Source organism: Citrobacter sp. Cpo221 (assembly GCF_030332345.1).
Classification (GTDB): domain Bacteria; phylum Pseudomonadota; class Gammaproteobacteria; order Enterobacterales; family Enterobacteriaceae; genus Citrobacter; species Citrobacter portucalensis.
In genome coordinates this window covers 226,999-249,388 of record NZ_JAOWIA010000058.1, presented here as the reverse complement: position 1 = coordinate 249,388, position 22,390 = coordinate 226,999, and the positions used below count along the sequence as shown (strand labels likewise).

Sequence of the window (22,390 nt, the reverse complement as noted above, 5' to 3'; positions counted from 1 at the left end):
GAGGCCAGGACAGTATTTATGACATCAGGAAATTTCACCCAGACGGCCGCTTTTCTTTGGTCGGTCGCCGACCTGCTGCGCGGCGATTTTAAACAATCACAGTATGGCCGCATTATTCTCCCCTTCACCCTGCTGCGCCGACTGGAGTGTGTGCTCGAAGACAGCATAGAGGCCGTACTTGCCCAGGCTGAAAAAATTAAAGCGCTCAATTTACCGGAAGAGGCGCAAGAGAAGATGCTCCTGCGCGCCGCAGATGGTTTGACGTTCTTTAACACCTCGCCGATGGATCTCAGTAAAATGGGGCAAAACGGCATCAAGGCCAATCTGGAAAAATATGTTCAGTCCTTCTCCACCGATGCCCGTGAGATTTTCGATCACTTCAAGTTCAGCGAGTTTGTCAGTCAACTGGAAGAAGCCAATCTGCTGTATAAGGTGGTGCAGAAGTTTGCGACGGCGGATTTAAGCCCGAACGCCATTTCCAACCATGAAATGGGTCTGGTGTTTGAAGAGTTAATCCGCCGCTTTGCCGAAGGGTCTAACGAAACCGCCGGCGAGCACTTCACTCCGCGCGATATCGTACGCCTGACCACTTCACTGGTTTTCATCGGCGACGACGACGCGCTCACCAAAGACGGTATTATCCGCACCATCTACGACCCAACGGCGGGAACTGGCGGCTTTCTCTCCTCTGGGATGGAATATCTGCACGAGCTGAACCCCAATGCGGTGATGCGCGCTTTTGGCCAGGAGCTAAACCCGGAGTCATACGCCATCTGTAAAGCCGACATGCTGATTAAAGGCCAGGATGTCAGCCGCATCAAACTCGGCAATACACTTTCAAACGATCAGTTGCCCGCCGAGAAATTCGATTACATGCTCTCCAACCCACCGTTCGGCGTGGACTGGAAAAAGATCGAAGGGGAAATCGGCGACGAGCACGCACAGAAAGGTTTTGACGGGCGCTTTGGCCCCGGCCTGCCGCGCGTCTCCGATGGATCGTTGCTGTTCCTGCTACATTTGATCAGTAAAATGCGCGACGCCCACAGCGGCGGCGGGCGCATCGGCATCATCCTTAACGGCTCCCCGCTGTTTACCGGCGGCGCGGGCAGCGGCGAAAGCGAGATCCGCCGTTACATCCTCGAAGCTGACCTGCTGGAAAGCATCATCGCCCTACCAACCGATATGTTCTACAACACCGGTATCGCCACCTACGTGTGGATCCTCTCCAACAAGAAAGCACCGGAACGCAAAGGCAAAGTCCAGCTCATTGATGGCAGCAACCTGTGCGGCAAAATGCGCAAGTCGCTGGGTTCAAAGCGTAATCTGATGGGCGAAGACGATATCCGGCTCATCACCCAAACCTTCGGCGATTTTGCGGCAATAGAGACCACCACGCTGGAAGCATTGGGCCTGGAAAAAGCGCCGGAGCAAAAATCCAGCCGTGGCCGTCAGCCTGCAACCGCGAAAAGCGAAGCGCCGAAAACCTTCGCCAGCAAACTCTTCAGCAGTACCGATTTTGGCTATCGTCGCCTGACCATTGAGCGCCCGCTGCGCCTGTCGGCACAGCTTACCGATGAGGCCATCGCCACTTTACGTTTCGCGCCAAAACCGTTTAACGCGCCGATGGAATGCCTATTTGACGCGTTTGCCGCCCAGTGGCAGACAGATAGTTACGGTAATTTCTCTGCGTTAGAAGCCGAAGCCCGCGCCATAATCAAAGCCGAGTTTGCCGAGCTGAAAGAGAAACAAATCAAAGACCTGCTCGACAGCAGGCTGTGGCTGGCCCAGCGCGAGTTGATGGAAAAAGCCCGGCATATTCAGGCGGCGTTTGGCGATAAGCCTGGCGGTATTTTCGGCGTCAGCGATGACTTTAATCAGTTCCAGATTGACTTAAAAAGCGCGCTAAAAACCGCCGGTGTGAAGCTGGATGCCAAAGAGAATAAGCAGTTTATTGACGCCGTGACCCGCAAAAACCCGGACGCCGCGCCGGTGGTGAAGAAGATATTAAAAGAAGACGCCCAGCCGCTGTACGGCGCGTTTGCCTATTGCGGTCAGGTGGTGGAGTTTGAGCAGGACGGCGATCTGCGCGATAACGAAAACGTACCGCTCAATCCCGCCGTATCCACCAGCGATTTGATCGAGAGCTACTTCAAGGCGGAAGTGTTGCCGCACGTGGCGGACGCGTGGATCAACGCCGATAAGCGCGATGCAATTGATGGCGAGATCGGCATTGTCGGCTATGAGATCCCATTTAACCGTCATTTTTATGTGTACACGCCGCCACGATCGCTGGAAGAGATTGATGCTGATTTAGATGCAGTGAGTGCGGAGATTATGCAGTTGCTGCGGGAGGTACACTCCTGATGGCTAAGTATAAGACGTATCCGGAGTATAGGGATTCTGGGGTTAAGGGAATTGATAACATTCCTACTTACTGGAGATTAGCATCTTTATCTAAACTTTTTAGCATTAAGGCAGGGGGAGACCTGCAGCAAAATATTTTTAACGAATTTCATTCTGAAGAATTCCCTTACCCTATTTATACTAACGCAAATAATGAATATGCTATATATGGTTATACAAAAAAAGCCAATTATCCCAATAACACTATAACCGTAAGCGGTCGTGGTGAAGTTGGCTTTGCTGTATATAGAAATCACGCATACGATGCAATAATTAGGTTATTAGTATTAGTCCCCATTAAAAAGTTAGAATGCAAATACTTCGCATATTTTATTAATTCAGTGATTAACTTTAAAGTTGAAAGTTCTGCTATTGGACAATTATCGACGCAACAAATATCACCCTATAAAGTAGCGATCCCTTCACTAAAAGAACAAAGGTTCATTATATTATTTTTAGATCACGAAACTGCAAAGATAGATAACCTTATCGAGAAACAACAACAACTCATTGAACTACTAAAAGAAAAACGTCAGGCAGTGATTAGCCATGCCGTGACCAAAGGGCTAAATCCTGATGTGCCGATGAAAGATTCAGGTATTGAGTGGTTGGATTCTATCCCCTCGTCATGGGAAGTTAAACCAACGTATGCCATATGTTCAGCTTCTACCGAAAAAAACACTGATGGTTTAGAAAATAATGTACTTTCATTAAGTTATGGCAATATTATAAAAAGAAAAACTGATACAAATTTCGGATTATTACCTGACTCATTTAACACTTATCAGATAGTAAAAGATGGAGATATAATACTAAGGCTAACTGACTTACAAAATGATAAAAATAGTTTACGGGTTGGACTAGTGACCCAGAGTGGAATTATAACACCGGCTTATTTAAAGCTTAGCGTAAAACACGCTATAACACCATCATTTTCATATTACCTACTTCATACCTATGATATTTTTAAAGTGTTTTATGGCATGGGCGGAGGCCTGAGACAATCAATGAAATTTGAAGATTTTCGTAGATTACCACTGCTAATACCATCGAAAATAGAACAAGAGAGTATCGTCACTTTCATTGATAAAAAAATCATCAAAATCGACATCCTAATCGAAAAACAACTCCAGCAAATCGCCCTCCTCAAAGAACGCCGCACAGCCCTGATCTCCGCCGCCGTTACCGGCAAAATCGACGTGCGCCACTGGCGCGCCCCCAACGAGCAAACCACAGCCGAAGCGGAGGTCGCCGTATGACCCCCGACATCACTCGCGAGATCAACCTGCAAAACGACATCATCAACCAGATGTCCGCCAACGGCTGGATTGTCGGCAAAAGCGACGGCTACGATCGCGAACGTGCGCTCTACGTACAGGACACGCTGCAATTCGTGCAAACCACCCAGCCGCAGGAGTGGGAAAAGTTTGCGAAGGTTTACCCCAACGACACCGAACGTCATTTTCTCGATAACCTGGTCACTCAACTGCAAAAAGCCGACATCAACGCCACCGATATGCTGTCGCGCAGCTGGGGCACGCTCGGCGTACTGCGTCATGGTCTGAAGATCCGCAACACCCGCTTTTTTCTCTGTCAGTTTAAGCCGGAGCACACGCTCAACCCGGACACCCTCGCGTGCTATCGGCAGAATCTCTGTCGGATCGTGCCGGAGCTGGTCTACAGCCCTTATGCCAGCATAGCCCAAGAAAACGATCTGAAAGCGAAACGCTGGCGTATCGATCTGGTGCTGTTTATCAACGGTCTGCCGATTGCCACGCTGGAGCTGAAATCCGAGTTTAAGCAGGCGGTACAGAACGCCATTACCCAGTATAATAAAACTCGGCTGCCGAAAGACCCAGCCACCAACAAGCCCGAGCCGCTGCTGACCTTTAAGCGCGGGGCGCTGGTGCACTTCGCCATCAGCCAGTTCGACGTCTATATGGCGACCAAACTCGCGGGCGACGACACCTTCTTCCTGCCGTTCAACAAAGGCACAAAAGTAGGCGGCGCGGGCAATGACATCCCGGAAGACGCGGGCCGCTATGCGACCGACTATCTGTGGAACGAAGTGCTGCAGCCGGATAACCTGCTGAAAATCCTTGCCAACTTCGTACATCTGCAAATCGAAGAGAAAGAGGACTGGAACGGGCAGAAGTACAAAAAAGAGAGTCTGATCTTCCCGCGCTATCACCAGTGGGATGTGGTCAACAAACTGCTACAGGCCGCGGCGCTCGAGGGAACCGGCAACAAATATCTGATCCAGCACAGCGCCGGTTCCGGCAAATCGAACTCCATTGCCTGGACTGCGCACCAGCTTTCTCGCCTGTATGATGACAGCGGCGAGAAGCTGTTTCACTCGGTCATTGTGGTTACCGATCGCACGGTGCTCGACGATCAGCTGCAGGACACCATCTACCAGTTTGAACATGCCGACGGCGTGGTCGGGCGCATCAATAATAAAGAGGGTGATGGCTCCAAGTCGGAAAAGCTGGCCAGCGCGCTGGAACACTCGCAGCCGATTATTATCGTCACCATCCAGACCTTCCCGTTCGTGCTGAAAGCGATTGAAAACAGCGTCAGCCTGAAGCAGCGTAAATACGCGGTGATTGCCGATGAAGCCCACTCGTCGCAAAGTGGATCCACGGCGCGGCAGCTAAAAGAAGTGCTGATGAGCGAAGAGCGGGATGACGACACGCTACTGTCGTCAGAAGACAGCCTCAACGCCACCATTGCCGCGCGTCGCAACAGCGGCAATCTGAACTATTATGCGTTCACCGCCACGCCGAAAGCCAAAACTCTGGAGCTTTTTGGTCGCCTCCCGCACCCAGGCGAACCGGCATCGGCCACCAACAAACCAGCGGCATTCCACGTATACACCATGCGTCAGGCCATCGAGGAAGGCTTTATTCTCGATGTACTGAAAAACTACACCAGCTATAAAGTGGCGTATCAGCTGCTGCAAAAGCTGGAAGATAAAGACCGCGAAGTGGACAGCAATCGAGCCAAGGTCAGGCTGAACCAGTGGGTGACGCTGCACGATTACAACGTCTCGCAGAAGGTGAAAGTGATCGTCGAGCACTTTCGTAAGCATGTGATGAACCTGCTCGGCGGGCAGGCAAAAGCGATGGTGGTCACCAGTTCACGCAAGGCGGCGGTACGTTACAAACAGGCATTTGATAAGTACATCACCGAAAACCGCTATGCAAAAATCAGCGCCATGGTGGCGTTTTCCGGCGAAGTCGAGTTTCAGGAGAGCGACCCTAACAGCGACGCATTACTGAACCAGAAATTCACCGAAACCAACATGAATCCGGGGCTGAAAGGCCGGGATATGCGCAAAGCGTTCGATAGCGATGATTATCAGGTGATGCTGGTCGCCAATAAATTCCAGACCGGTTTTGACCAGCCTAAGCTATGCGCCATGTATGTCGATAAAGCCCTCGGCGGCGTTGAGTGCGTCCAGACGCTTTCGCGGCTGAATCGTACCTATCCGGGCAAAGCGGAGTCCGGCACTTTTGTGCTCGATTTTTATAACGAGCCGCAGGATATTCTGGATGCCTTCCAGCCCTATTATCAGACCGCCGAGCTGACCGACGTCAGCGATCCCCAGCAGGTATTTGATCTGTTTGAGAAACTGCGTGCCAGCCAGATTTTCCAGTGGAACGAGGTGGACCAGTTCTGTGACGCGTTTTTTACGAAAAACAAATCCAACGCCACCATCAGTAATATCTGCCGCCCGGCCGTCGAGCGCTGGCAGAAGCGTTATGCCCTCGCCGTCGACGCTTATCTGACCGCCAAAGAGATGTTTGAAAGAACCAAAAAAACCGGTGATGTGGTGCTAATCACCAATGCCGAAAACAGCTTCAAAGCCTGCAAGCAGGAAAAAGATCGGCTGGAGATTTTCAAGAAGGATCTCGGCAGCTTTGTGCGCTTCTACGAGTTTATGTCGCAGATCGTCGAGTACGATGACAAAGATCTGGAAAAGCTCAGCCTGTTCGCCCGCCATTTAAGACCTTTGCTGCACGAACAGCGACTGGAGGAAGATGAGATCGATCTCAGCAACGTGGAGATGAGCCACTATCGCTTATCGAAGATCCACGAACAGCATCTGAAATTACAGGAAGATGCTGCGGAATATACGCTCGATCCCAGTAACGACGTGGGTACGGCAAAACCCAAAGACAAGAAAGAGGAATTTCTGTCGCATATTTTGTCGCGCATGAATGAGCTGTTTATCACCGATCATCTGACGGATAAAGATATGCTCAGCAGCGCAATGACCGTGTTTAATAAAATCACTGAGAATGAAACCGTGATGAAACAAATAAAAAATAACAGCCCTGAGCAGGCAATATTAGGCGGTTTTTTCAAAGCGGTGGACGATGCGGTGATGGACAGCGACGAAGCGCGACAAGAATTTATGCTGCAGTATTTATCAAACCCGCAGTGCGCTAAGGGCTTTGCCCGCCTGATGTTTGATATGGCGACGGGTCATTTCGCGTTGCCTGCATAAGGTGTTTATAATGTGCAAGCCGTTCGCGAGTAAGCGATAGCATATGCAGGAAAATAACAGGAAGGATCCATGAGCGATATACAACTGTTCCGCCACTGCGCTGGAAGAGTACAAGAACTACCGGGCAAGGCCGCGGCTGTCGAAAAAGATCTGCAAAGGCTGATTGAATCACATATGGAAACCTTTCTTGGCGTTCGGTTTCTCGACACTGAATACAGTACGGGTAAAACACATCGTGGCCGGATTGATACATTAGGTCTCGATGAAAATAGCTGTCCGGTTATTATCGAATATAAACGACATAGCAATGAAAACGTGATCAATCAGGGCCTATTTTATCTCGACTGGCTACTCGACCACAAAGCGGAGTTTCGCTGGCAGGTGATGGAGAAAATGGGTAAAACTACGGCCGAAGCCATCGATTGGTCAGGCACGCGATTAATCTGTATTGCTGCTGATTTCAATAAATACGATGAACATGCTGTTCAGCAAATTAACCGTAATATCAGTCTGATTCGCTACAAGCTATTTTCCAGCGACCTGTTGATGCTGGAACTGGTGAATGCCGTGGTAGAAAATAGCCCTCAGCATAACGTGCAGGACATCCCAGCCAGCAGCAATGGGAAGCGTCATACTCGCACACAGCGCGAACAGCTATCTTCTGCTTCTCCAGCACTACTTTCACTCCACGAGCACCTAAAAAGCTATGTGCTGTCGCTTGGCGATGAAGTCCAATATAAAGAGTTAAAACTCTACGATGCCTTCCGTCGTATCCGTAACTTCCTGTGCGTTGCGGTTTACCCAATAACCGATCCCCACCTTCGCCTGTGGCTGAAGATAAGCCCGCAACATGTCCAGTTTGAAGAGGGATTTAGTCGGGATGTGACCAATATTGGTCATTGGGGAACTGGTGATGTGGAACTCATCATTCGTAATGAATACGATCTTGATAAAGCTAAGCTTTTGGTTGAGAAAGCATATCAGGAAAATTAAGCGACTTTACCCAATACATCGCCACATTGAACGCCCGTTTTCACCAGATAGGCCAAGCCTCGGACACAGGCAATATTGTTCTGATGCCAGGTGGCACCAACGCTTACCGGGCCTACAAATGGCACTTTCCCGTAGGCCGGATCAAGCGTTTACGCCGCCATCCGGCACTTGCCCCCACTCATTCGGTAATCACAAACCGCGTCGCGGCAAAGCAGTTCAACACCCGGTGCACCAGAAATACCATGGTTAACGTTGCCACCAGCGCGACGGTGACGGAGGTGATGCGGTACAAATCGCTGAATACCAGGTCCTGATCCGGGTGCAGGTTCTGACCAAACATAATGCCGATAGTAGTGATACTGGCAAAACCCACGCCCGCCCCGACTTTTTCCATTACGTGCAGGCGGGCGCTGAACGCCAGCCCGAGGCCAATCAGCGGCATCATCAACAGCATATGGTTGCTGAAATCATAGATAAGCAGCTGCACCAGCAGAATGTACAGACAGGCCAGCACCACGCCGACCACGCGCCAGATCGAGCTAATCACCGCACCGCGGTAGTGCATCGGAAACAGGATCAAAATGCCTGCCATCAGCGCCGACAGCGAATCACTCAAATCGCAGATCTGGAAGACCACAAAAATCATCGTCGCCACCGTGCCGGAAAGCAGCGACTCGTGGCGAACCCGGGCGGCATCTTTTTCAATGCGCGGCGGCGGTAGGCGAGGTTCCACGTCCGGGATCAGATAATGCAGCAGCGCGCTCAGCGCCACCGCCATGACGCAGGCTTCCATATTGGAGAACATCAGCGTATGCCAGTTGGTGGTGGGATAACTCATAAAGTTGAGCATCGTGCTCTGGCACACCACGCCCATCGAACCGAGCAGAAACAGTGGGCCTTTGCTCATAAAACGAAAGCGCATCACGTACAGGCCGAACACCACCAGCGTCATGATCAGCGGCCACTGCGAGAGATAACCGACAATCAGCACCATTTCAACGCAATTTACCGCCGCGCTGAACACAAACTGTGTTGCCACATGGCGGTTGAATACCGGTACCAGCGACAGCAGCATCAGCGGATAAACCACAAAGAACACGCCGTACTGCACGTTGTAGAAGGTCGAAATACTCAGCGCGATTGTCCCGGCAACGGAGATACGCAGGGTCTGGCGAAAATCATTGGCGGTGTAGACAATGTTCCCGTGCGGCGTAAAGACGTGGGCCAGCGTGTTAATAGACATAATGCAGCCAGCTAACGAGATGGATCTGCGCCCCGGCAAAGGTGCGGGCGAACATCCCCTCGCTGTTATACAGCTGTACCGTGGCGCGCGCCCCGGTCGGTAACGGCGTGTCGAGCGGTTCGTTTAGCGCGACGTGAATACGCATACGCTGGGCATCGCGCACCCAGCGGGTGGACTGTTCCGGCTGCGACAGCTGGCCGTTAACCTGCTCCTGACCCGCCAGAATACCGGCATCGCTGCTGGTAACGCGAGCAGAGAAAACCTTGCCCGGCATGGCATCGAACACCACGGCGGCATCGGTATTTACCCGAGTGTGGCGCAGGCTTTTCTCGCGAAAGTCAGCCACGATATCGGTCTGATGGCTGACCAGCGCCAGTAGCGGCGTGGCGGCGGTGGCGTAAAGTCCGGGGCTAAGCTGGAGATTGCTCACCGTACCGTCGGTCTGGGCATATACTTTGCTCCAGCCGAGGTTCAGCTGCGCCTCTTCCAGCGTGTTACGGTATTTTTGCAGCGTTACGTTACGTTTGTCATCGCGCTCGCCGCGCTGGATCAGCAGGTTCTGAATACTGGCATTCAGCGCCGCCACCGACTGCTCGCTGGTTTGCCAGGCGGTACGCACCTTGTCGAGATCGGATTGCGACACATTCTGCATGGCGCTCAGGCGCTGATAGCGGTCTAAGGTGGTCTTATCGTTGCGGGCGTTGAATTGCGCGGTGCGCAGGTTGGCGCGGGCAGAGACGATCTGCGCATCCAGCTGTTGGTTACTCAGCTTCGCCTGCTCAAGGGCAATTTGCGCAGCCTCGACCTTATTGATAAATGGCGTCGGATCCAGTTCGTACAGCAAATCGCCCTTCTTCACCTGGCTATTATTGTGTACATGCACCTGCGAGACGTAGCCGGAAACGCGTGAGGAAACGGGCGTTACCACGCGCATCACCGTGGAGTCCGGCGTCAGCGGGATCCAGATATCGGCAACGATAAACCAGGCGAATATTACCAGGAAAGCGGCAATACTCACCCTTACCCAACGGGCAAATTTTTGTTCTGGGGTCATCATATTTTTTAGTGTTGATTGTCTTCTTCGCGGATTGTCCGCAGATTGCAGGCGATTTGATTGAGCGTGGCGCTGAAGGAAGCGAGTTCCGCCTCAGGGATGGTGCAGGTGACGCGATGTTGGTATGTCTCTATCACCCGGTTGAGTTCGTCCAGCCTTGCGCGGCCTTGCGCGGTCAGCGCCAGCAGGCGGATGCGTTTGTCATAAGGCGATGTGGAACGCAGCAGATAGCCCTGCTTTTCCAGCTGCGAGAGGGTGCGCATCAGCGGCGGCAGTTCGATGCCCTGCATTTGTGCCAGTTCACTGACTGAGACGTTGTCTCCCAGTTGATACAGTTGCATCAGTACCGTCCAGCTGGACTGCGTCAGGCCTGTATCGGTGATGGCAGCATCAATAATGGCCCGCCACTGGCGCACCACCATTGCCATGCGCATCCCCATTGGTCGGCGGGCAAACAGTTCATCTTCAGTCATCTTATTTTCCCCTCATCGCTGAAAAGAAAATAATACTTATCAGGATAAGTATCAAGGAACAGGCTATCCAGAAGCATGAATTGATAAATATCGTGAATATAAAAGAGGCCGGGACGATAACCCCCCAGCCTCTGTCGATGAAAGAAAATCACTCCACCTGATCGCGTCGCAGCCCGACGTCCCGCAGCCGCTCATCGCTCATCTGTTGCAATACGCGCCGCGTTTGCGCTCGAAGCCGCCACGCCTTGTATGCCCGCCAGATCAGTACAAACCCAATAAACGGCTGTTTTGCTTTATTCTCGTGAAATTCCATACCTTGCCTCCCCGCCTTGCCAGAGGCTTTATCTTCACGGATCTGGCCTAAAACAATACAGACTCACAAAGTACTTTTATTTAACATACAGATTGGTTAAAAAGAGTTCTGCATCGCTTTTTTCACGCCAATCTGTACTGATTTTTTAATCTGTATGGTACCCATGAGGGATACAGCATGACGCGTTACCAACATCTGGCCAATCTGCTGGCCGAACGCATTGAGCAGGGGCTGTATCGCCATGGCGAAAAACTGCCCTCGGTTCGCAGCCTGAGCCAGGAGCATGGGGTCAGCATCAGCACCGTCCAGCAGGCGTATCAGACGCTGGAACAGCGCCAGCTGATCACGCCCCAGCCACGTTCCGGTTATTTTGTCGCACCACAAAAAGCGCAGCCACCCGTGCCACCGATGTCGCGTCCGGTACAGCGTCCGGTCGAAATCACCCAGTGGGATCAGGTGCTGGATATGCTAAAGGGCAACGCGGACAAATCGATAATTCCGTTTAGCAGCGGCGTGCCCGACATTGATCAACCGAGCCTGAAGCCGTTGTGGCGCGAGCTCAGCCGCGTGGCGCAGCATAATCTGCGCGCGATACTGGGCTACGATGAAATCTCCGGATGCCGTGAACTGCGTCAGCAGATTGCGCGGCTGATGCTGGACGGCGGTTCGGTGGTTAATGCAGATGATATTGTGATCACCAGCGGTAGTCAGAGCGGAATGTCGCTGGCGCTGCTGACGGTCTGCCAGCCCGGAGATATTGTCGCCGTTGAATCACCGGCCTACTACGGCACGATGCAGCTACTGCGCGGCTTAGGGATCAAGGTGATTGAGATCCCAACCGATCCGGATACCGGGATCAGCATTGAAGCGCTGGAGCTGGCGCTGGATCAGTGGCCGATCAAAGGTATGCTGCTGGTTCCAAACTGCAACAATCCGCTCGGATTTATTATGCCGGATGCGCGTAAACGGGCGGTGCTCGCCCTCGCCCAACGGCACGATATTGTGATTTTTGAAGACGATGTGTATGGCGAACTGGCCACAGAGTATCCCCGCCCGCGCACGATCCACTCCTGGGACAGCGACGGTCGGGTAATACTCTGCAGTTCGTTTACCAAATCCGTCGCCCCCGGTCTGCGTGTGGGTTGGGTGGTGCCCGGTCGCTATTACAACAAACTGCTGCACATGAAGTACGCCGTCATTGGAACTAACGTTCCCGCTACGCAACTGGCAGCGGCTTCCTTTGTGCGCGAAGGTCATTATCATCGGCATATCCGGCGTATGCGCCAGATTTATCAGCGCAATATGGAAATCTACACCTGCTGGGTACGGGAATACTTTCCCTGCGGGATCTGCATCACCCGACCAAAAGGCGGCTTTATGCTGTGGGTCGAGCTACCGCTCCAGGTCGATATGGTCTGTGTCGCTAAGCAGCTTTGTCGCCTGAAAATCCAGGTTGCGCCGGGTTCGCTGTTCTCCGCATCGGGGAAGTATCGCAACTGTGTGCGCATCAACTGCGCGTTGCCGCCAAACGAGAAGCATCGGGAAGTAATGCAGAAGCTCGGCGAGGCGGTAAAAACGGCAATAGAGTAGATCGAGCTGCCCGGCGCTTCCGGGCAGGCAATTAGGCAGTTTAAGCTATATCTAATGTCTTAAACCCTGAATATCTTCAGCGGAAAGTCGGGTGATTTTTTGTACCGTGCTGATATCGATGCCATCTGCCAGCATGGTGCGGGCAATACGCAGTGCCTCATCACGTCGCCCCTCTCGAAGCCCTTCCAGCCTGCCTTTTTGTAGTCCTGCCTCATGTAATCTGTCCGCGATCGTCATCAATTGCTCCTTGTGCTGCGGTGAACGTTCGGCAACCCCGCGAATAAACTCACTGAATCGAGGTGCATCGCCAGTTCGTAAAATATAATTAAACAGCGTCTTTATCTGAGTGTCATTAGTCAGTCCGGTAAGTAGCAGGGAAACAATTTGCTCGACCAACCCCATAAGATCGCGTTGACGGATATGTTTTTGGATTAACTCCAGCAGCGCCATACGTCGATGCTGCACAATTTCGTCATCCGGAATAACCGTAATATCCACCAGCGGAAACGCCGCAGCATACAGCTGACGAGCCAGCTTCGGGTTGGCAAACTCATCCAGCCAGCACAGCGAATAAGGGTACGGGCTTTTAGCGCCGTGATAAAACAGCATCGGCACCACCAGCGGCAACTGCTGATGCCCGGCATCTAAATGTTTCTGCATGGCCGCTACCGCATAGCGCATCAGTCTGAATGCCATATGCGCATCCGGTGTGCTTTGGTGTTCAATCACTACATAAATATATCCATCCCCATCCGTCGTTTTCACCGACCACAGCACATCGGAATAGTACGCACGTAAATTCTCTTCGATAAAACTGTCTGACTCGAGTTTAAGCGTCCGAAGATCGCAAAGCTCGCGCAGCGAAGCGGGAAGATGTATTTGTAGGAAATCCCGTGCAGTCTCAGGGTGACGTAAAAATGTTTTAAAAACCGCATCATGCGGTGTTGAAGCGGAAGCTTTGTTCATGGCGATCCTTCACCTGAAAATAAGATGCCATGACTGTAGCGCCGGAAAACCACATCCTCACCTGCAACTTTCTCTCTTTGCGAGGCGATTTCCGGGATAACAACGCCCTTATGTAACGTCTACATTTGTCTGGAACACGTCACGCAGAATCGCCATCTCAATGCGCATTCCCACTTTTTCACCTCCCGGCCTGTGCTATAACAAACCATCACTTTCAGGGAGGACACGATGTGACGCATACCCGAGATATTCCACAATCGTTCTGGCGTGATGAGCAGTTGCCGTGGCTGGAGCTGCGCAGCACCTGGCAGAGCCAGCAGGCCTATAAGCGGCATCACCACTCTCAGCTCTCGATTGGGGCAATTCTCGAGGGGGAAACGTGCTGTCAGTGCGATGGCGAGGAATACCATCTGCAGGTGGGCGACCTGATTGTGATACCGCCGCTGGCACCTCACAGCTGTAATCCTGTTAACGGACAGTTTCGCAGCTATCACATGCTTTATCTTGATGCCCAGTGGTGTCTTGCTAACCTCCCTGCACAGAACACCAATCAGCGGCTTTGCACGCCTGCTCGCGTTATCCGCGATGCGCAATTATTCCAGCGTTATATGCACCTTGTGACGCTCATGCCGCAACGCCAAACCGCGCAAATAACGGATGCCGCGCAAGCATTGCTTCACTCGCTGCCGTTGCAGTCGGTCGCACCAGAAAACTCAAGCGCCACCAGCCAGTATCTGCGCGAACGGTTGCAGTCCAGCCTGCTCGCGCCGCCCTCACTCGATGAGCTGGCACATGAGTGTCACATGCGTAAAGAGACGCTGATCCGTACCTTTAAGCAAGACACCGGGCTGACGCCAGGAAGTTATCTGAACATCATACGGATTGACTATGCTCGCCAGCGGCTGCGGGCCGGAGACGAAATTGCCGATGTCGGATACCAGAGCGGGTTTGCCGACCAGAGCCATTTCCATCGCACCTTTGTTCGCTACACCGCCGCCACACCGCGCCAGTACGCGTTGGGACGATCAATATCAGACAATAATTAGCGCTGCGTCAGGCGTACGGTGCTCTCAGATTCATTCTCTGAGGTCGCTATGTCGCTGCTTTCTGTACTTTTTCCTTCTGCTTTTCCCGCGCTGGCGCTGGCGCATTTCGTCGCATTGCTTAGCCCCGGGCCGGACTTCTTTTCACTGGTCGGTTACGCCGCACGATACCGGATGCGCGGCAGCGCCGGGTTGTGCGTGGGGATCGCTTTCGGCAACGGGCTGTATGTTCTGCTGGCAATTATCGGTTGGGGGATCCTGCGCCAGCTTCCCCTGTTGTTTACGGTTATTGAGCTGCTGGGCGCGCTTTATTTATTGTGGATTGGCAGCCTGCTGGTACGCAGCCGCCCGCAAACGCTGACCGGAACAGACACCCAGTCTACCTGTCCAGGATTTGGCAAACAGCTACTGCTGGGATTGGGTTCGTCACTGCTCAACCCAAAAAATGCGCTGTTCTATCTGGCGCTAATGACCGCCCTGCTCGGCCCGTCGGTGACGCTGCTGCAGCAAACCATGAGCGGGATCTGGATGACCAGCGTAGTGCTGTGCTGGGATCTGCTGATCGTGATGTTCATCGGTTTACCGCAGATCCAGCGACGGTTATCCAGAGGGATATTATGGGTGGAACGTATCGCTGGGGGTGTATTGATTATCTTCGGTTGTGCCATCGCGCTGCGATTTTTGCCGAGCATCGTAGTCTGATTTCCAGGGCGATTTTCTGCACATAAACCGGATAAACTCGTTTAATTAATATCCAATCCGCATTACACTGCGGATGGTTATTACCCGTTCAACTTACTCTTCCTGAGGTGCGATGTGCTGATTGTTACCTGTAATCGTTACGTTTTCTGACCCCGCGTCAGTGAGCGTATCTTCTGTTTGCGCTTCGCGCAGACAGCGTTTTTGATTACATGAAATTCAGTACATTTGCAGTCTGCTTTTTTCTGTCATCGGTCTGACGTCTCAAAGACGGTATTGAATTTCGCTATTCCCGTTGAGGGTTTTCTCCCGACAAGGAGCTGTTTTATGCAACGGATTCTCGCGTTTTTCTCCCAACGCGCCACAACGCTATTTTTTCCTGTCGCGTTGATTTTATATGACTTCGCCGCCTATCTGTCGACGGACCTGATCCAGCCTGGCATCATCAATGTGGTACGTGATTTCAACGCCGATGTTAGCCTGGCACCCGCCGCGGTGAGCCTCTATCTGGCGGGCGGCATGGCGCTGCAATGGCTGCTGGGGCCGCTTTCCGACCGAATTGGCCGTCGACCCGTGCTGATTGCGGGGGCGTTAATCTTTACCCTCGCCTGCGCTGCCACGCTGTTCACCACCTCAATGACGCAATTTCTGGTAGCCCGATTTGTGCAGGGCACCAGCATCTGCTTTATCGCGACCGTTGGCTATGTCACGGTGCAGGAGGCGTTTGGGCAAACGAAGGCCATTAAGTTAATGGCGATAATCACTTCCATTGTGTTGGTTGCACCGGTTATCGGCCCGCTCTCCGGGGCCGCGCTGATGCACTTTGTACACTGGAAGATCCTGTTTGCCATCATTGCCGTCATGGGGCTTATCGCCCTGATTGGGTTAATGTTAGCCATGCCGGAAACCGTCCAGCGCGGCGCGGTGCCGTTCAGTGCCCGCGGCGTAGTGCGTGATTTCCGCGACGTTTTCCGCAACCGGGTGTTCCTGTTTGGCGCAGCCACGCTGTCGTTAAGCTATATCCCGATGATGAGCTGGGTGGCGGTCTCACCGGTTATTCTGATCGATGCTGGCGGCATGACCACATCGGAGTTTGCCTGGGCACAGGCCCCGGTGTTCGGCGCAGTGATCGTCGCCAATATGGTGGTGGTTCGTTTCGTGAAAGATCCGACCCAACCACGCTTCATCTGGCGGGCCGCACCTATACAGCTGAGCGGGCTGGCAGTGCTGATTGTCGGCAATTTACTGTGGCCGCACGTCTGGCTGTGGTCGGTGCTGGGGACCAGCCTGTATGCGTTTGGTATTGGGATGATCTTCCCGACGCTGTTCCGCTTTACACTGTTTTCCAACAACTTACCGAAGGGTACGGTTTCCGCATCGTTGAATATGGTGATCCTGACGGTGATGGCGGTTTCTGTCGAAATTGGGCGCTGGCTATGGTTTAACGGCGGCAGGATTTCGTTTCATCTGCTGGCGGTTGCGGCAGGGCTCGCTGTCGTGTTCACGCTGGCAGGTTTACTCAAACGGGTACGCCAGCATGAGGCAACGACGTTAGCCACTGAAAACTAACCTGCCCGCTTATCCGGCCTACGACAACTATGTAGGCCGGATAAGCGCTTGCGCCGCATCCGGCTACGCTCACCTCACCTTACGCAATGCGTGCAAATCCCGCTTCCAGATCGACAATCAGGTCGTCGATATCCTCAAGGCCAATATGCACCCTGACCAGCGTGCCGCTGAAATCTACCTCTCCAGCCGGACGAATGCTGTTCAGCTCTTCCGGCTGGTTCGCCAGAATGAGCGACTCAAATCCGCCCCACGAATAGGCCATATGGAACAGCGAGAAGTTATCGAGGAAATTCGCCATCTGTTCGTCGGTCAGTCTCTTTTTCAGCACAAACGAGAACAGGCCTGAGCTTCCGATAAAATCACGCTGAAAATACTCATGGCCCGGACATTCCGGTAATGCCGGATGATTCACCCGTGCCACTTCCGGCCTTGCCGACAGCCAGCGGGCAATATGGATGCTGCTCTCCTGATGCTGCTTAAGGCGTACCGCCAGGGTGCGCAATCCGCGGCTGCCGTTGTAGGCCGTATCGGCGTCCAGCGTTTGCCCCATCAGATAGGAGTTCTCGCGCAGACGATCCCAACAACGGGCGTTCGACACCGCCGTGCCCAGCATGCCGTCCGAATGACCGATGGTGTACTTCGTTCCCGCCTGAATGGAAATATCCACGCCATAATCCAGCGCTTTGAACAGCACGCCCGCCGCCCAGGTGTTGTCGATCATAATAACAATCTCCGGATTCATCGCGCGGATAGCCTTCACCATCCCCGGCACGTCCTGGACTTCCATGGTGATAGAACTTGGTGACTCAAGGAATACCACCTTCGTTTCCGGCCGCAGAAGATCGACGATACCTGCACCAATCAGCGGATCGTAATACGTTGTTTCCACGTTGAATTTACTCAGGATCTTATTGCAAAAATCCTGGGTTGGTTCATAGGCCGCACCCGTCATCAGAATATGATCACCACCCTGAACAAACGCCAGAATCGCGTTAGTCACCGCCGCAGCGCCGCAAGGGTACAGCGCGCAGCCAACGCCGCCTTCCAGCTCGCTCATTGCCTTCTGAAAGGCAAAGTGGGTGTAGGTTCCGCGACGACCGTAAAACAGCTCGCCGTTAGCGCGATTGGCGGTGGCAAATTTCTTGTCCTTCACGGTATCAAATACCAGTGAAGAGGCGCGTTGGATAACCGGATTCACCGCTCCCTGGGTGTAGCGTTTGTCACGACCAGCAACAACCAGGTGCGTTTCAAGCTTCATTGCGTCTTTCATAACATCTCCTGTTCTTAATCCGTGTGAGACCTATACCACCGCAGCAGTAGAGTTTATTTCAGTGTTGGTCTGCTTTTTTCCAGCGAACCGTTCAACAATCTGCGCCGCATTCAAATCATGGATAACGTTAATCAGTGTGGCCGGCGCATCGGTAATGGTGCCCAGCACCACCAGCATAGGGATTGCTTCCATCGGCAGGCCCAGCGTGGTGACGATAAAGATTTCACCGAGGAACGCCCCGCCCGGCACGCCACCAACGATAATGGCGGAGAGCACCGCAATCAGCATCGTCAGGAAGAAGGTTTCGGTGGTGAATTCCATGCCCAGCACGGAATAGATAAAGACAATTTTTAGCGCGGCAATCATCGCCACGCCGCCCTTGTTGAGGTTAACCAGCAGCGGAATGGAGACATCAACGATTTCCGGGTTAATCCCCATCGCCTTACCGGCACGCAGCGTCACCGGCAGCGTCCCCAGTGAAGAGCAGGTCCCCAGCGCAGTAGCAGACGGCTCAATCGCGTTACGCCAAAAGGCTTTGACCGCCGGAATACCGCCGCCAATATACGAATAGAGAATCGAGCCAAAGACAAAGTAGACCAGCGTGGCAATCATAAACAGGCCGATGGCGCGGGCAAAGGTTAACAGTAGTGCAGAGTCCTGACTGGCCATGGTGGCGGCGAAGTAGCAGCCCAGACCAATCGGCGCGACCTTCATAATGATCGACACGATCTTCATGATCACGGTATTGGCGTCTTCCAGCAGCGACGCAATGCGTTTACCGGCCTGATCCGACTGGCCAATTGCGACACCGGCGATGATCGCCATTACGATCAGCGCCAGAATATTGGACTTAGAAAACAGTCCGATAAAGTCGCTGGTGGTGATCATACTGACAAAATCCATCTTACCGCTGCCCGCCTGTACCGACTGTGAGAGATCGATAGTGACGCCCTGCGCCGGGTTATACCAGAGCGCCAGCGCGACGATCCCGGCGGCTGGAATAAAGGCCATGGCGATCGAAACAATAAAGATAATCGCCATAATGCGCCCCAGCCTTTTCAGGTCGGTCATACTGGCGATCGAAGACATAACGCTGATCCCCACCAGCGGCACAATAATCATAAATAACAGGTTTAAGAATATCTGACCTATTGGCTGGAGTTTACTTGCAAACGATGGGGCATAAATACCTAATAAGCCGCCAATCACCAGAGCAACTAATAAAATAATCGACGATTTGTAGGGTTCGAGTCGTGACCACATAATCGGTACCTTTAGAATAATAATTAATGAGATTAAATTCACAATGTGATGAGTTTCCGTTTTGCCTCCTTTTATTTTGTGACGTAACTCACCTAAGTTGTTATTTTTTCATTTTGCCAGCAAGTTGTTTCCTGTGATTCAATAGTTGCATGTTTAAAACGCGAATGTAACGGCCTATTCGTACCGTTTTTGCAAATCACTTGTGAATTAAAGGAAACTATGAGTACGCCGATTTCACTCAAGCATCTGGAGTTTTTTATTAAAATCGTCGACTGCGGAGGATTGTCAGAAGCCGCGGCGCAGCTCAACGTATCGCCGTCTGCGGTCAGCAAAAGTCTGGCCGCGATGGAAGACACGCTGGGCACGACATTAATTAAACGCACCACCCGCAGTATTACCCTGACCGACGCCGGGCAATATCTCTTCAATCGCGCTAATAAGCTTTTGAAAGAATTCGATGAAACGCTGAATACCACTTCAGGTTATTACCACAGCCCGCAGGGTGAATTACGCATAACCTGTTCAATTGCGTTTGGTTATTCCCGGCTGGTGAACCTGGTAGATAAATATCGCTCCCAGTTTCCGGATGTGAATCTGTATATCGATCTCAACGATAACTTCGTGAATCTGAACGAAACGGATTTCGACATCGCCCTGCGCATCTCCACCGCACCGCCGCAGAACTATGCGATGCGCAAGCTGGTGCCTGTTCGCTGGGCGTACTGTGCCTCACCCGGCTACCTCGCCAAAAAAGGCATGCCCCAGCGTCGAAGCGATCTGGTGGATCATGATTGTCTGGTTTATCCAGGCCTCACGCCGGTACTGAAAGTGGCGGATGAACAGGATCGTCTGCATCAGTTGAAACTGCATATGCCGATCCAGGCCAACAGCAGCCTGGTATTGCTGAAGTCAGTGTTAGAAGATCAGGGAGTGGCGTATTTGCCCACCTATCTGATTGGCGATCATATTCAAAAAGAAGAGATAACGCCGCTGATGCTCGACGGCACTATCACCTGTGAAACTCACGCCCTGTATGCGCTGTACTTTCCCAGCAAGTACAGCAATCCGAAGGTGCGATCGTTTATCGATTTTCTGGTGACGGAACTCGGCCCCTTGCCCGCCTGGGACAACTGGATCCCGGAGTAAGCCCAGCCCACCTGAAAATGGGAGGTACTCCACATTTTTTGCGCGATCCCCCCGTCTGGCTCTATCCTTAAGCCTATGAATAAAATTGCTGAACTCAAACGCGCCAAGCGACTGGCGCTCTCATTACTGCTGATTGCCGCTGCCACTTTCGTCATCACGCTGTTTCTGCCGCCTAACTTTTGGGTACTGGGGATCAAAGCGATCGCCGAAGCGGCGATGGTGGGCGCGCTGGCGGACTGGTTTGCCGTGGTGGCGCTTTTTCGCCGGGTGCCGATCCCGTTTATCTCGCAGCACACGGCGATTATCCCGCGCAATAAGGATCGGATCGGCGAAAATCTCGGGCAATTTGTCCAGGAAAAATTTCTCGATACCCAGTCGCTGGTCGCGCTGATCCGCCGCCATGAACCGGCGCTGTTGATCGGCAACTGGTTCAGCCAGCCGGAAAACGCCCAGCGCATCGGCCAGCATCTGCTGCAAATTATGAGCGGTTTTCTCGAACTGACCGACGACTCGCGCATTCAGCGGCTGATCAAGCGGGCGGTGCACAAGGCCATCGACAAGGTCGATCTCTCAGGTACCAGTGCGCTGATGCTGGAAAGCATGACCAAAAATAATCGCCATCAGGTGCTGCTCGACACGCTCATCGCCCAACTGATCGCCCTGCTTCAGCGCGACAGCTCGCGAGCGTTTATCGCCAGACAGGTCGTGCACTGGCTGGAAACCGAACATCCACTGAAAGCGAAGATCCTGCCGACCGAATGGCTGGGCGAGCACAGTGCCGAGCTGGTGTCTGATGCCGTTAACTCCTTGCTGGATGACATCAGCCACGATCGCGCGCATCAGATCCGCCATGCCTTCGATCGCGCCACGTTTAAGCTCATCGATAAGCTCAAACACGATCCGGAGATGGCCGTGCGGGCCGAAAGCCTGAAAAGCTATCTGAAGGAAGATGAAGCCTTCAACCGTTATCTTGGCGAGCTGTGGGCAGACCTGCGTCAGTGGGTGAAAACCGACATTAACGCCGATGATTCCCGCGTGAAGCAGCGCATCGCCAGCGCCGGGCAGTGGTTCGGCGAAACGCTGGTAGCCGACAGCGCCCTGCGCGCCTCACTGAATGGGCATCTGGAGCAGGCCGCGCATAAAGTAGCGCCAGAGTTCGCCACCTTCCTGACGCGCCATATCAGCGACACGGTGAAAAGCTGGGATGCACGCGATATGTCGCAGCAAATCGAGCTGAACATCGGTAAAGATTTGCAGTTTATCCGCGTCAACGGCACGCTGGTTGGCGGTTCTATTGGGCTGGTGTTATATCTGTTGTCGCAAATTCCTTCCCTGCTGACGCTGGCGAATTTTTAAGGAGAAGAATTCAATGACGATGAACATCCGCATTTTTTCCCTGCGCGAAACACCGGAAAAACTGCACGAGGTCACCGCTTACTTTCAGCAACAATGGGCCTCAGAAGACTCCATGAAAGTTTACGAGGATGCGCTGCATCGTTGTATTGGCGCAAAGAACCCGCTACCGCAGTGGTACTGGCTGCAGGACGGCGACAGCATTGTTGGCTGCGCCGGATTGATCACTAATGATTTTATCAGTCGCGGCGAACTGTGGCCGTGGCTATGCGCGCTCTATGTCGATCCTCGCTATCGTGGTCACGGTCTGGCATTTCGCCTGATTGAACATATTGCGCAGCAGGCTAAACAGCTAGGCTTTATGCAGCTCCATTTGTGTACTGACCTGGAAGGCTTATACGAGAAAGCGGGATTTTACTTTGACGGGCCGGGCTATCATCCGTGGGGGGAAGTCTCACGGGTCTACAGTCGTAATCTGTAAGCGCACAATTGTTGTACA

Annotated in this window: 18 protein-coding genes; 11 read left to right on the top strand and 7 right to left on the bottom strand. The window is 52.8% G+C overall.

Annotation, left to right across the window (positions count from 1 at the left end; translation table 11 throughout):
• Positions 1-18 precede the first annotated feature (18 nt).
• The 4 genes from OGY72_RS18815 (at position 19) to OGY72_RS18800 (ending at position 7,909) form a co-directional block, all read left to right on the top strand.
• The gene (locus OGY72_RS18815; RefSeq protein WP_286548793.1) at positions 19-2,364 is read left to right on the top strand and encodes a type I restriction-modification system subunit M; all 2,346 of its coding nucleotides are present in this window, start codon (positions 19-21) and stop codon (positions 2,362-2,364) included.
• Positions 2,364-3,662 (top strand): restriction endonuclease subunit S, encoded by a 1,299-nt coding sequence (locus OGY72_RS18810; RefSeq protein ID WP_286548790.1) that lies wholly within the window; start codon positions 2,364-2,366, stop codon positions 3,660-3,662. The genes OGY72_RS18815 and OGY72_RS18810 overlap by 1 nt, the downstream gene beginning before the upstream one ends.
• On the top strand, positions 3,659-6,916 hold the full coding sequence (locus OGY72_RS18805; protein ID WP_286548788.1) for a type I restriction endonuclease subunit R: 3,258 nt from the start codon (positions 3,659-3,661) through the stop codon (positions 6,914-6,916). The genes OGY72_RS18810 and OGY72_RS18805 overlap by 4 nt, the downstream gene beginning before the upstream one ends.
• Before the next feature lie 69 nt (positions 6,917-6,985).
• Positions 6,986-7,909 (top strand): DUF5655 domain-containing protein, encoded by a 924-nt coding sequence (locus OGY72_RS18800; protein ID WP_181509595.1) that lies wholly within the window; start codon positions 6,986-6,988, stop codon positions 7,907-7,909.
• Positions 7,910-8,087: 178 nt separating this feature from the next.
• On the opposite strand, the gene OGY72_RS18795 is transcribed toward OGY72_RS18800, so the two are convergent.
• From OGY72_RS18795 to OGY72_RS18780, 4 genes are all read right to left on the bottom strand, one after another.
• On the bottom strand, positions 8,088-9,152 hold the full coding sequence (locus OGY72_RS18795) for a DUF2955 domain-containing protein (RefSeq protein ID WP_286548786.1): 1,065 nt from the start codon (positions 9,150-9,152) through the stop codon (positions 8,088-8,090).
• Positions 9,142-10,209 (bottom strand): HlyD family secretion protein, encoded by a 1,068-nt coding sequence (locus OGY72_RS18790; protein WP_126319363.1) that lies wholly within the window; start codon positions 10,207-10,209, stop codon positions 9,142-9,144. The genes OGY72_RS18795 and OGY72_RS18790 overlap by 11 nt, the downstream gene beginning before the upstream one ends.
• A gap of 5 nt (positions 10,210-10,214) precedes the next feature.
• The gene (locus OGY72_RS18785; protein WP_111466167.1) at positions 10,215-10,679 is read right to left on the bottom strand and encodes a MarR family winged helix-turn-helix transcriptional regulator; all 465 of its coding nucleotides are present in this window, start codon (positions 10,677-10,679) and stop codon (positions 10,215-10,217) included.
• 148 nt (positions 10,680-10,827) lie between these two features.
• The gene (locus OGY72_RS18780; RefSeq protein ID WP_008786105.1) at positions 10,828-10,992 is read right to left on the bottom strand and encodes a DUF1127 domain-containing protein; all 165 of its coding nucleotides are present in this window, start codon (positions 10,990-10,992) and stop codon (positions 10,828-10,830) included.
• Between the two features lie 177 nt (positions 10,993-11,169).
• On the opposite strand from OGY72_RS18780, the gene OGY72_RS18775 reads away from it, so the two are divergent.
• Positions 11,170-12,582 (top strand): aminotransferase-like domain-containing protein, encoded by a 1,413-nt coding sequence (locus tag OGY72_RS18775; RefSeq protein ID WP_003830051.1) that lies wholly within the window; start codon positions 11,170-11,172, stop codon positions 12,580-12,582.
• A gap of 51 nt (positions 12,583-12,633) precedes the next feature.
• On the opposite strand, the gene OGY72_RS18770 is transcribed toward OGY72_RS18775, so the two are convergent.
• Entirely contained in the window at positions 12,634-13,548 is a 915-nt protein-coding gene (locus OGY72_RS18770; RefSeq protein WP_149384490.1) for an Rpn family recombination-promoting nuclease/putative transposase, read from the bottom strand.
• A 230-nt stretch (positions 13,549-13,778) separates the two neighbouring features.
• Here OGY72_RS18770 and OGY72_RS18765 point away from each other — a divergent pair, with 230 nt between their 5' ends.
• The 3 genes from OGY72_RS18765 to mdtM all read left to right on the top strand — a co-directional run bounded on the left by OGY72_RS18765 (position 13,779) and on the right by mdtM (position 16,859).
• Positions 13,779-14,594 (top strand): AraC family transcriptional regulator, encoded by an 816-nt coding sequence (locus OGY72_RS18765; protein WP_286548780.1) that lies wholly within the window; start codon positions 13,779-13,781, stop codon positions 14,592-14,594.
• Between the two features lie 48 nt (positions 14,595-14,642).
• On the top strand, positions 14,643-15,293 hold the full coding sequence (locus OGY72_RS18760; protein WP_286548778.1) for a LysE family translocator: 651 nt from the start codon (positions 14,643-14,645) through the stop codon (positions 15,291-15,293).
• A 324-nt stretch (positions 15,294-15,617) separates the two neighbouring features.
• Positions 15,618-16,859 (top strand): multidrug efflux MFS transporter MdtM, encoded by a 1,242-nt coding sequence (mdtM, locus tag OGY72_RS18755; protein WP_286548775.1) that lies wholly within the window; start codon positions 15,618-15,620, stop codon positions 16,857-16,859.
• 79 nt (positions 16,860-16,938) lie between these two features.
• Here mdtM and metC read toward each other — a convergent pair whose 3' ends face one another.
• Both metC and OGY72_RS18745 read right to left on the bottom strand, forming a co-directional pair.
• On the bottom strand, positions 16,939-18,129 hold the full coding sequence (metC, locus tag OGY72_RS18750; protein ID WP_286548773.1) for a cystathionine beta-lyase: 1,191 nt from the start codon (positions 18,127-18,129) through the stop codon (positions 16,939-16,941).
• 30 nt (positions 18,130-18,159) lie between these two features.
• Positions 18,160-19,392, bottom strand: a complete 1,233-nt coding sequence (locus OGY72_RS18745) for a dicarboxylate/amino acid:cation symporter (protein ID WP_197385311.1) — start codon at positions 19,390-19,392, stop codon at positions 18,160-18,162.
• Between the two features lie 219 nt (positions 19,393-19,611).
• Between OGY72_RS18745 and OGY72_RS18740 the strand changes: the two genes are divergently transcribed.
• The 3 genes from OGY72_RS18740 to OGY72_RS18730 all read left to right on the top strand — a co-directional run bounded on the left by OGY72_RS18740 (position 19,612) and on the right by OGY72_RS18730 (position 22,372).
• Positions 19,612-20,538: a LysR family transcriptional regulator gene (locus tag OGY72_RS18740; RefSeq protein WP_286548771.1), complete on the top strand. Its 927-nt coding sequence runs from the start codon at positions 19,612-19,614 to the stop codon at positions 20,536-20,538.
• A 75-nt stretch (positions 20,539-20,613) separates the two neighbouring features.
• On the top strand, positions 20,614-21,894 hold the full coding sequence (locus OGY72_RS18735) for a DUF445 domain-containing protein (protein WP_003830070.1): 1,281 nt from the start codon (positions 20,614-20,616) through the stop codon (positions 21,892-21,894).
• Between the two features lie 13 nt (positions 21,895-21,907).
• Positions 21,908-22,372: a GNAT family N-acetyltransferase gene (locus OGY72_RS18730; RefSeq protein WP_148362494.1), complete on the top strand. Its 465-nt coding sequence runs from the start codon at positions 21,908-21,910 to the stop codon at positions 22,370-22,372.
• The last annotated feature ends 18 nt before the right edge of the window (positions 22,373-22,390 follow it).

Coding starts and splice junctions, on each gene's coding strand:
- OGY72_RS18815 (WP_286548793.1), top strand. CDS start 19: ATGACATCAGGAAATTTCACCCAGACGGCCGCTTTTCTTTGGTCGGTC.
- OGY72_RS18810 (WP_286548790.1), top strand. CDS start 2,364: ATGGCTAAGTATAAGACGTATCCGGAGTATAGGGATTCTGGGGTTAAG.
- OGY72_RS18805 (WP_286548788.1), top strand. CDS start 3,659: ATGACCCCCGACATCACTCGCGAGATCAACCTGCAAAACGACATCATC.
- OGY72_RS18800 (WP_181509595.1), top strand. CDS start 6,986: ATGAGCGATATACAACTGTTCCGCCACTGCGCTGGAAGAGTACAAGAA.
- OGY72_RS18795 (WP_286548786.1), bottom strand. CDS start 9,152: ATGTCTATTAACACGCTGGCCCACGTCTTTACGCCGCACGGGAACATT.
- OGY72_RS18790 (WP_126319363.1), bottom strand. CDS start 10,209: ATGATGACCCCAGAACAAAAATTTGCCCGTTGGGTAAGGGTGAGTATT.
- OGY72_RS18785 (WP_111466167.1), bottom strand. CDS start 10,679: ATGACTGAAGATGAACTGTTTGCCCGCCGACCAATGGGGATGCGCATG.
- OGY72_RS18780 (WP_008786105.1), bottom strand. CDS start 10,992: ATGGAATTTCACGAGAATAAAGCAAAACAGCCGTTTATTGGGTTTGTA.
- OGY72_RS18775 (WP_003830051.1), top strand. CDS start 11,170: ATGACGCGTTACCAACATCTGGCCAATCTGCTGGCCGAACGCATTGAG.
- OGY72_RS18770 (WP_149384490.1), bottom strand. CDS start 13,548: ATGAACAAAGCTTCCGCTTCAACACCGCATGATGCGGTTTTTAAAACA.
- OGY72_RS18760 (WP_286548778.1), top strand. CDS start 14,643: ATGTCGCTGCTTTCTGTACTTTTTCCTTCTGCTTTTCCCGCGCTGGCG.
- mdtM (WP_286548775.1), top strand. CDS start 15,618: ATGCAACGGATTCTCGCGTTTTTCTCCCAACGCGCCACAACGCTATTT.
- metC (WP_286548773.1), bottom strand. CDS start 18,129: ATGAAAGACGCAATGAAGCTTGAAACGCACCTGGTTGTTGCTGGTCGT.
- OGY72_RS18745 (WP_197385311.1), bottom strand. CDS start 19,392: ATGTGGTCACGACTCGAACCCTACAAATCGTCGATTATTTTATTAGTT.
- OGY72_RS18740 (WP_286548771.1), top strand. CDS start 19,612: ATGAGTACGCCGATTTCACTCAAGCATCTGGAGTTTTTTATTAAAATC.
- OGY72_RS18735 (WP_003830070.1), top strand. CDS start 20,614: ATGAATAAAATTGCTGAACTCAAACGCGCCAAGCGACTGGCGCTCTCA.
- OGY72_RS18730 (WP_148362494.1), top strand. CDS start 21,908: ATGACGATGAACATCCGCATTTTTTCCCTGCGCGAAACACCGGAAAAA.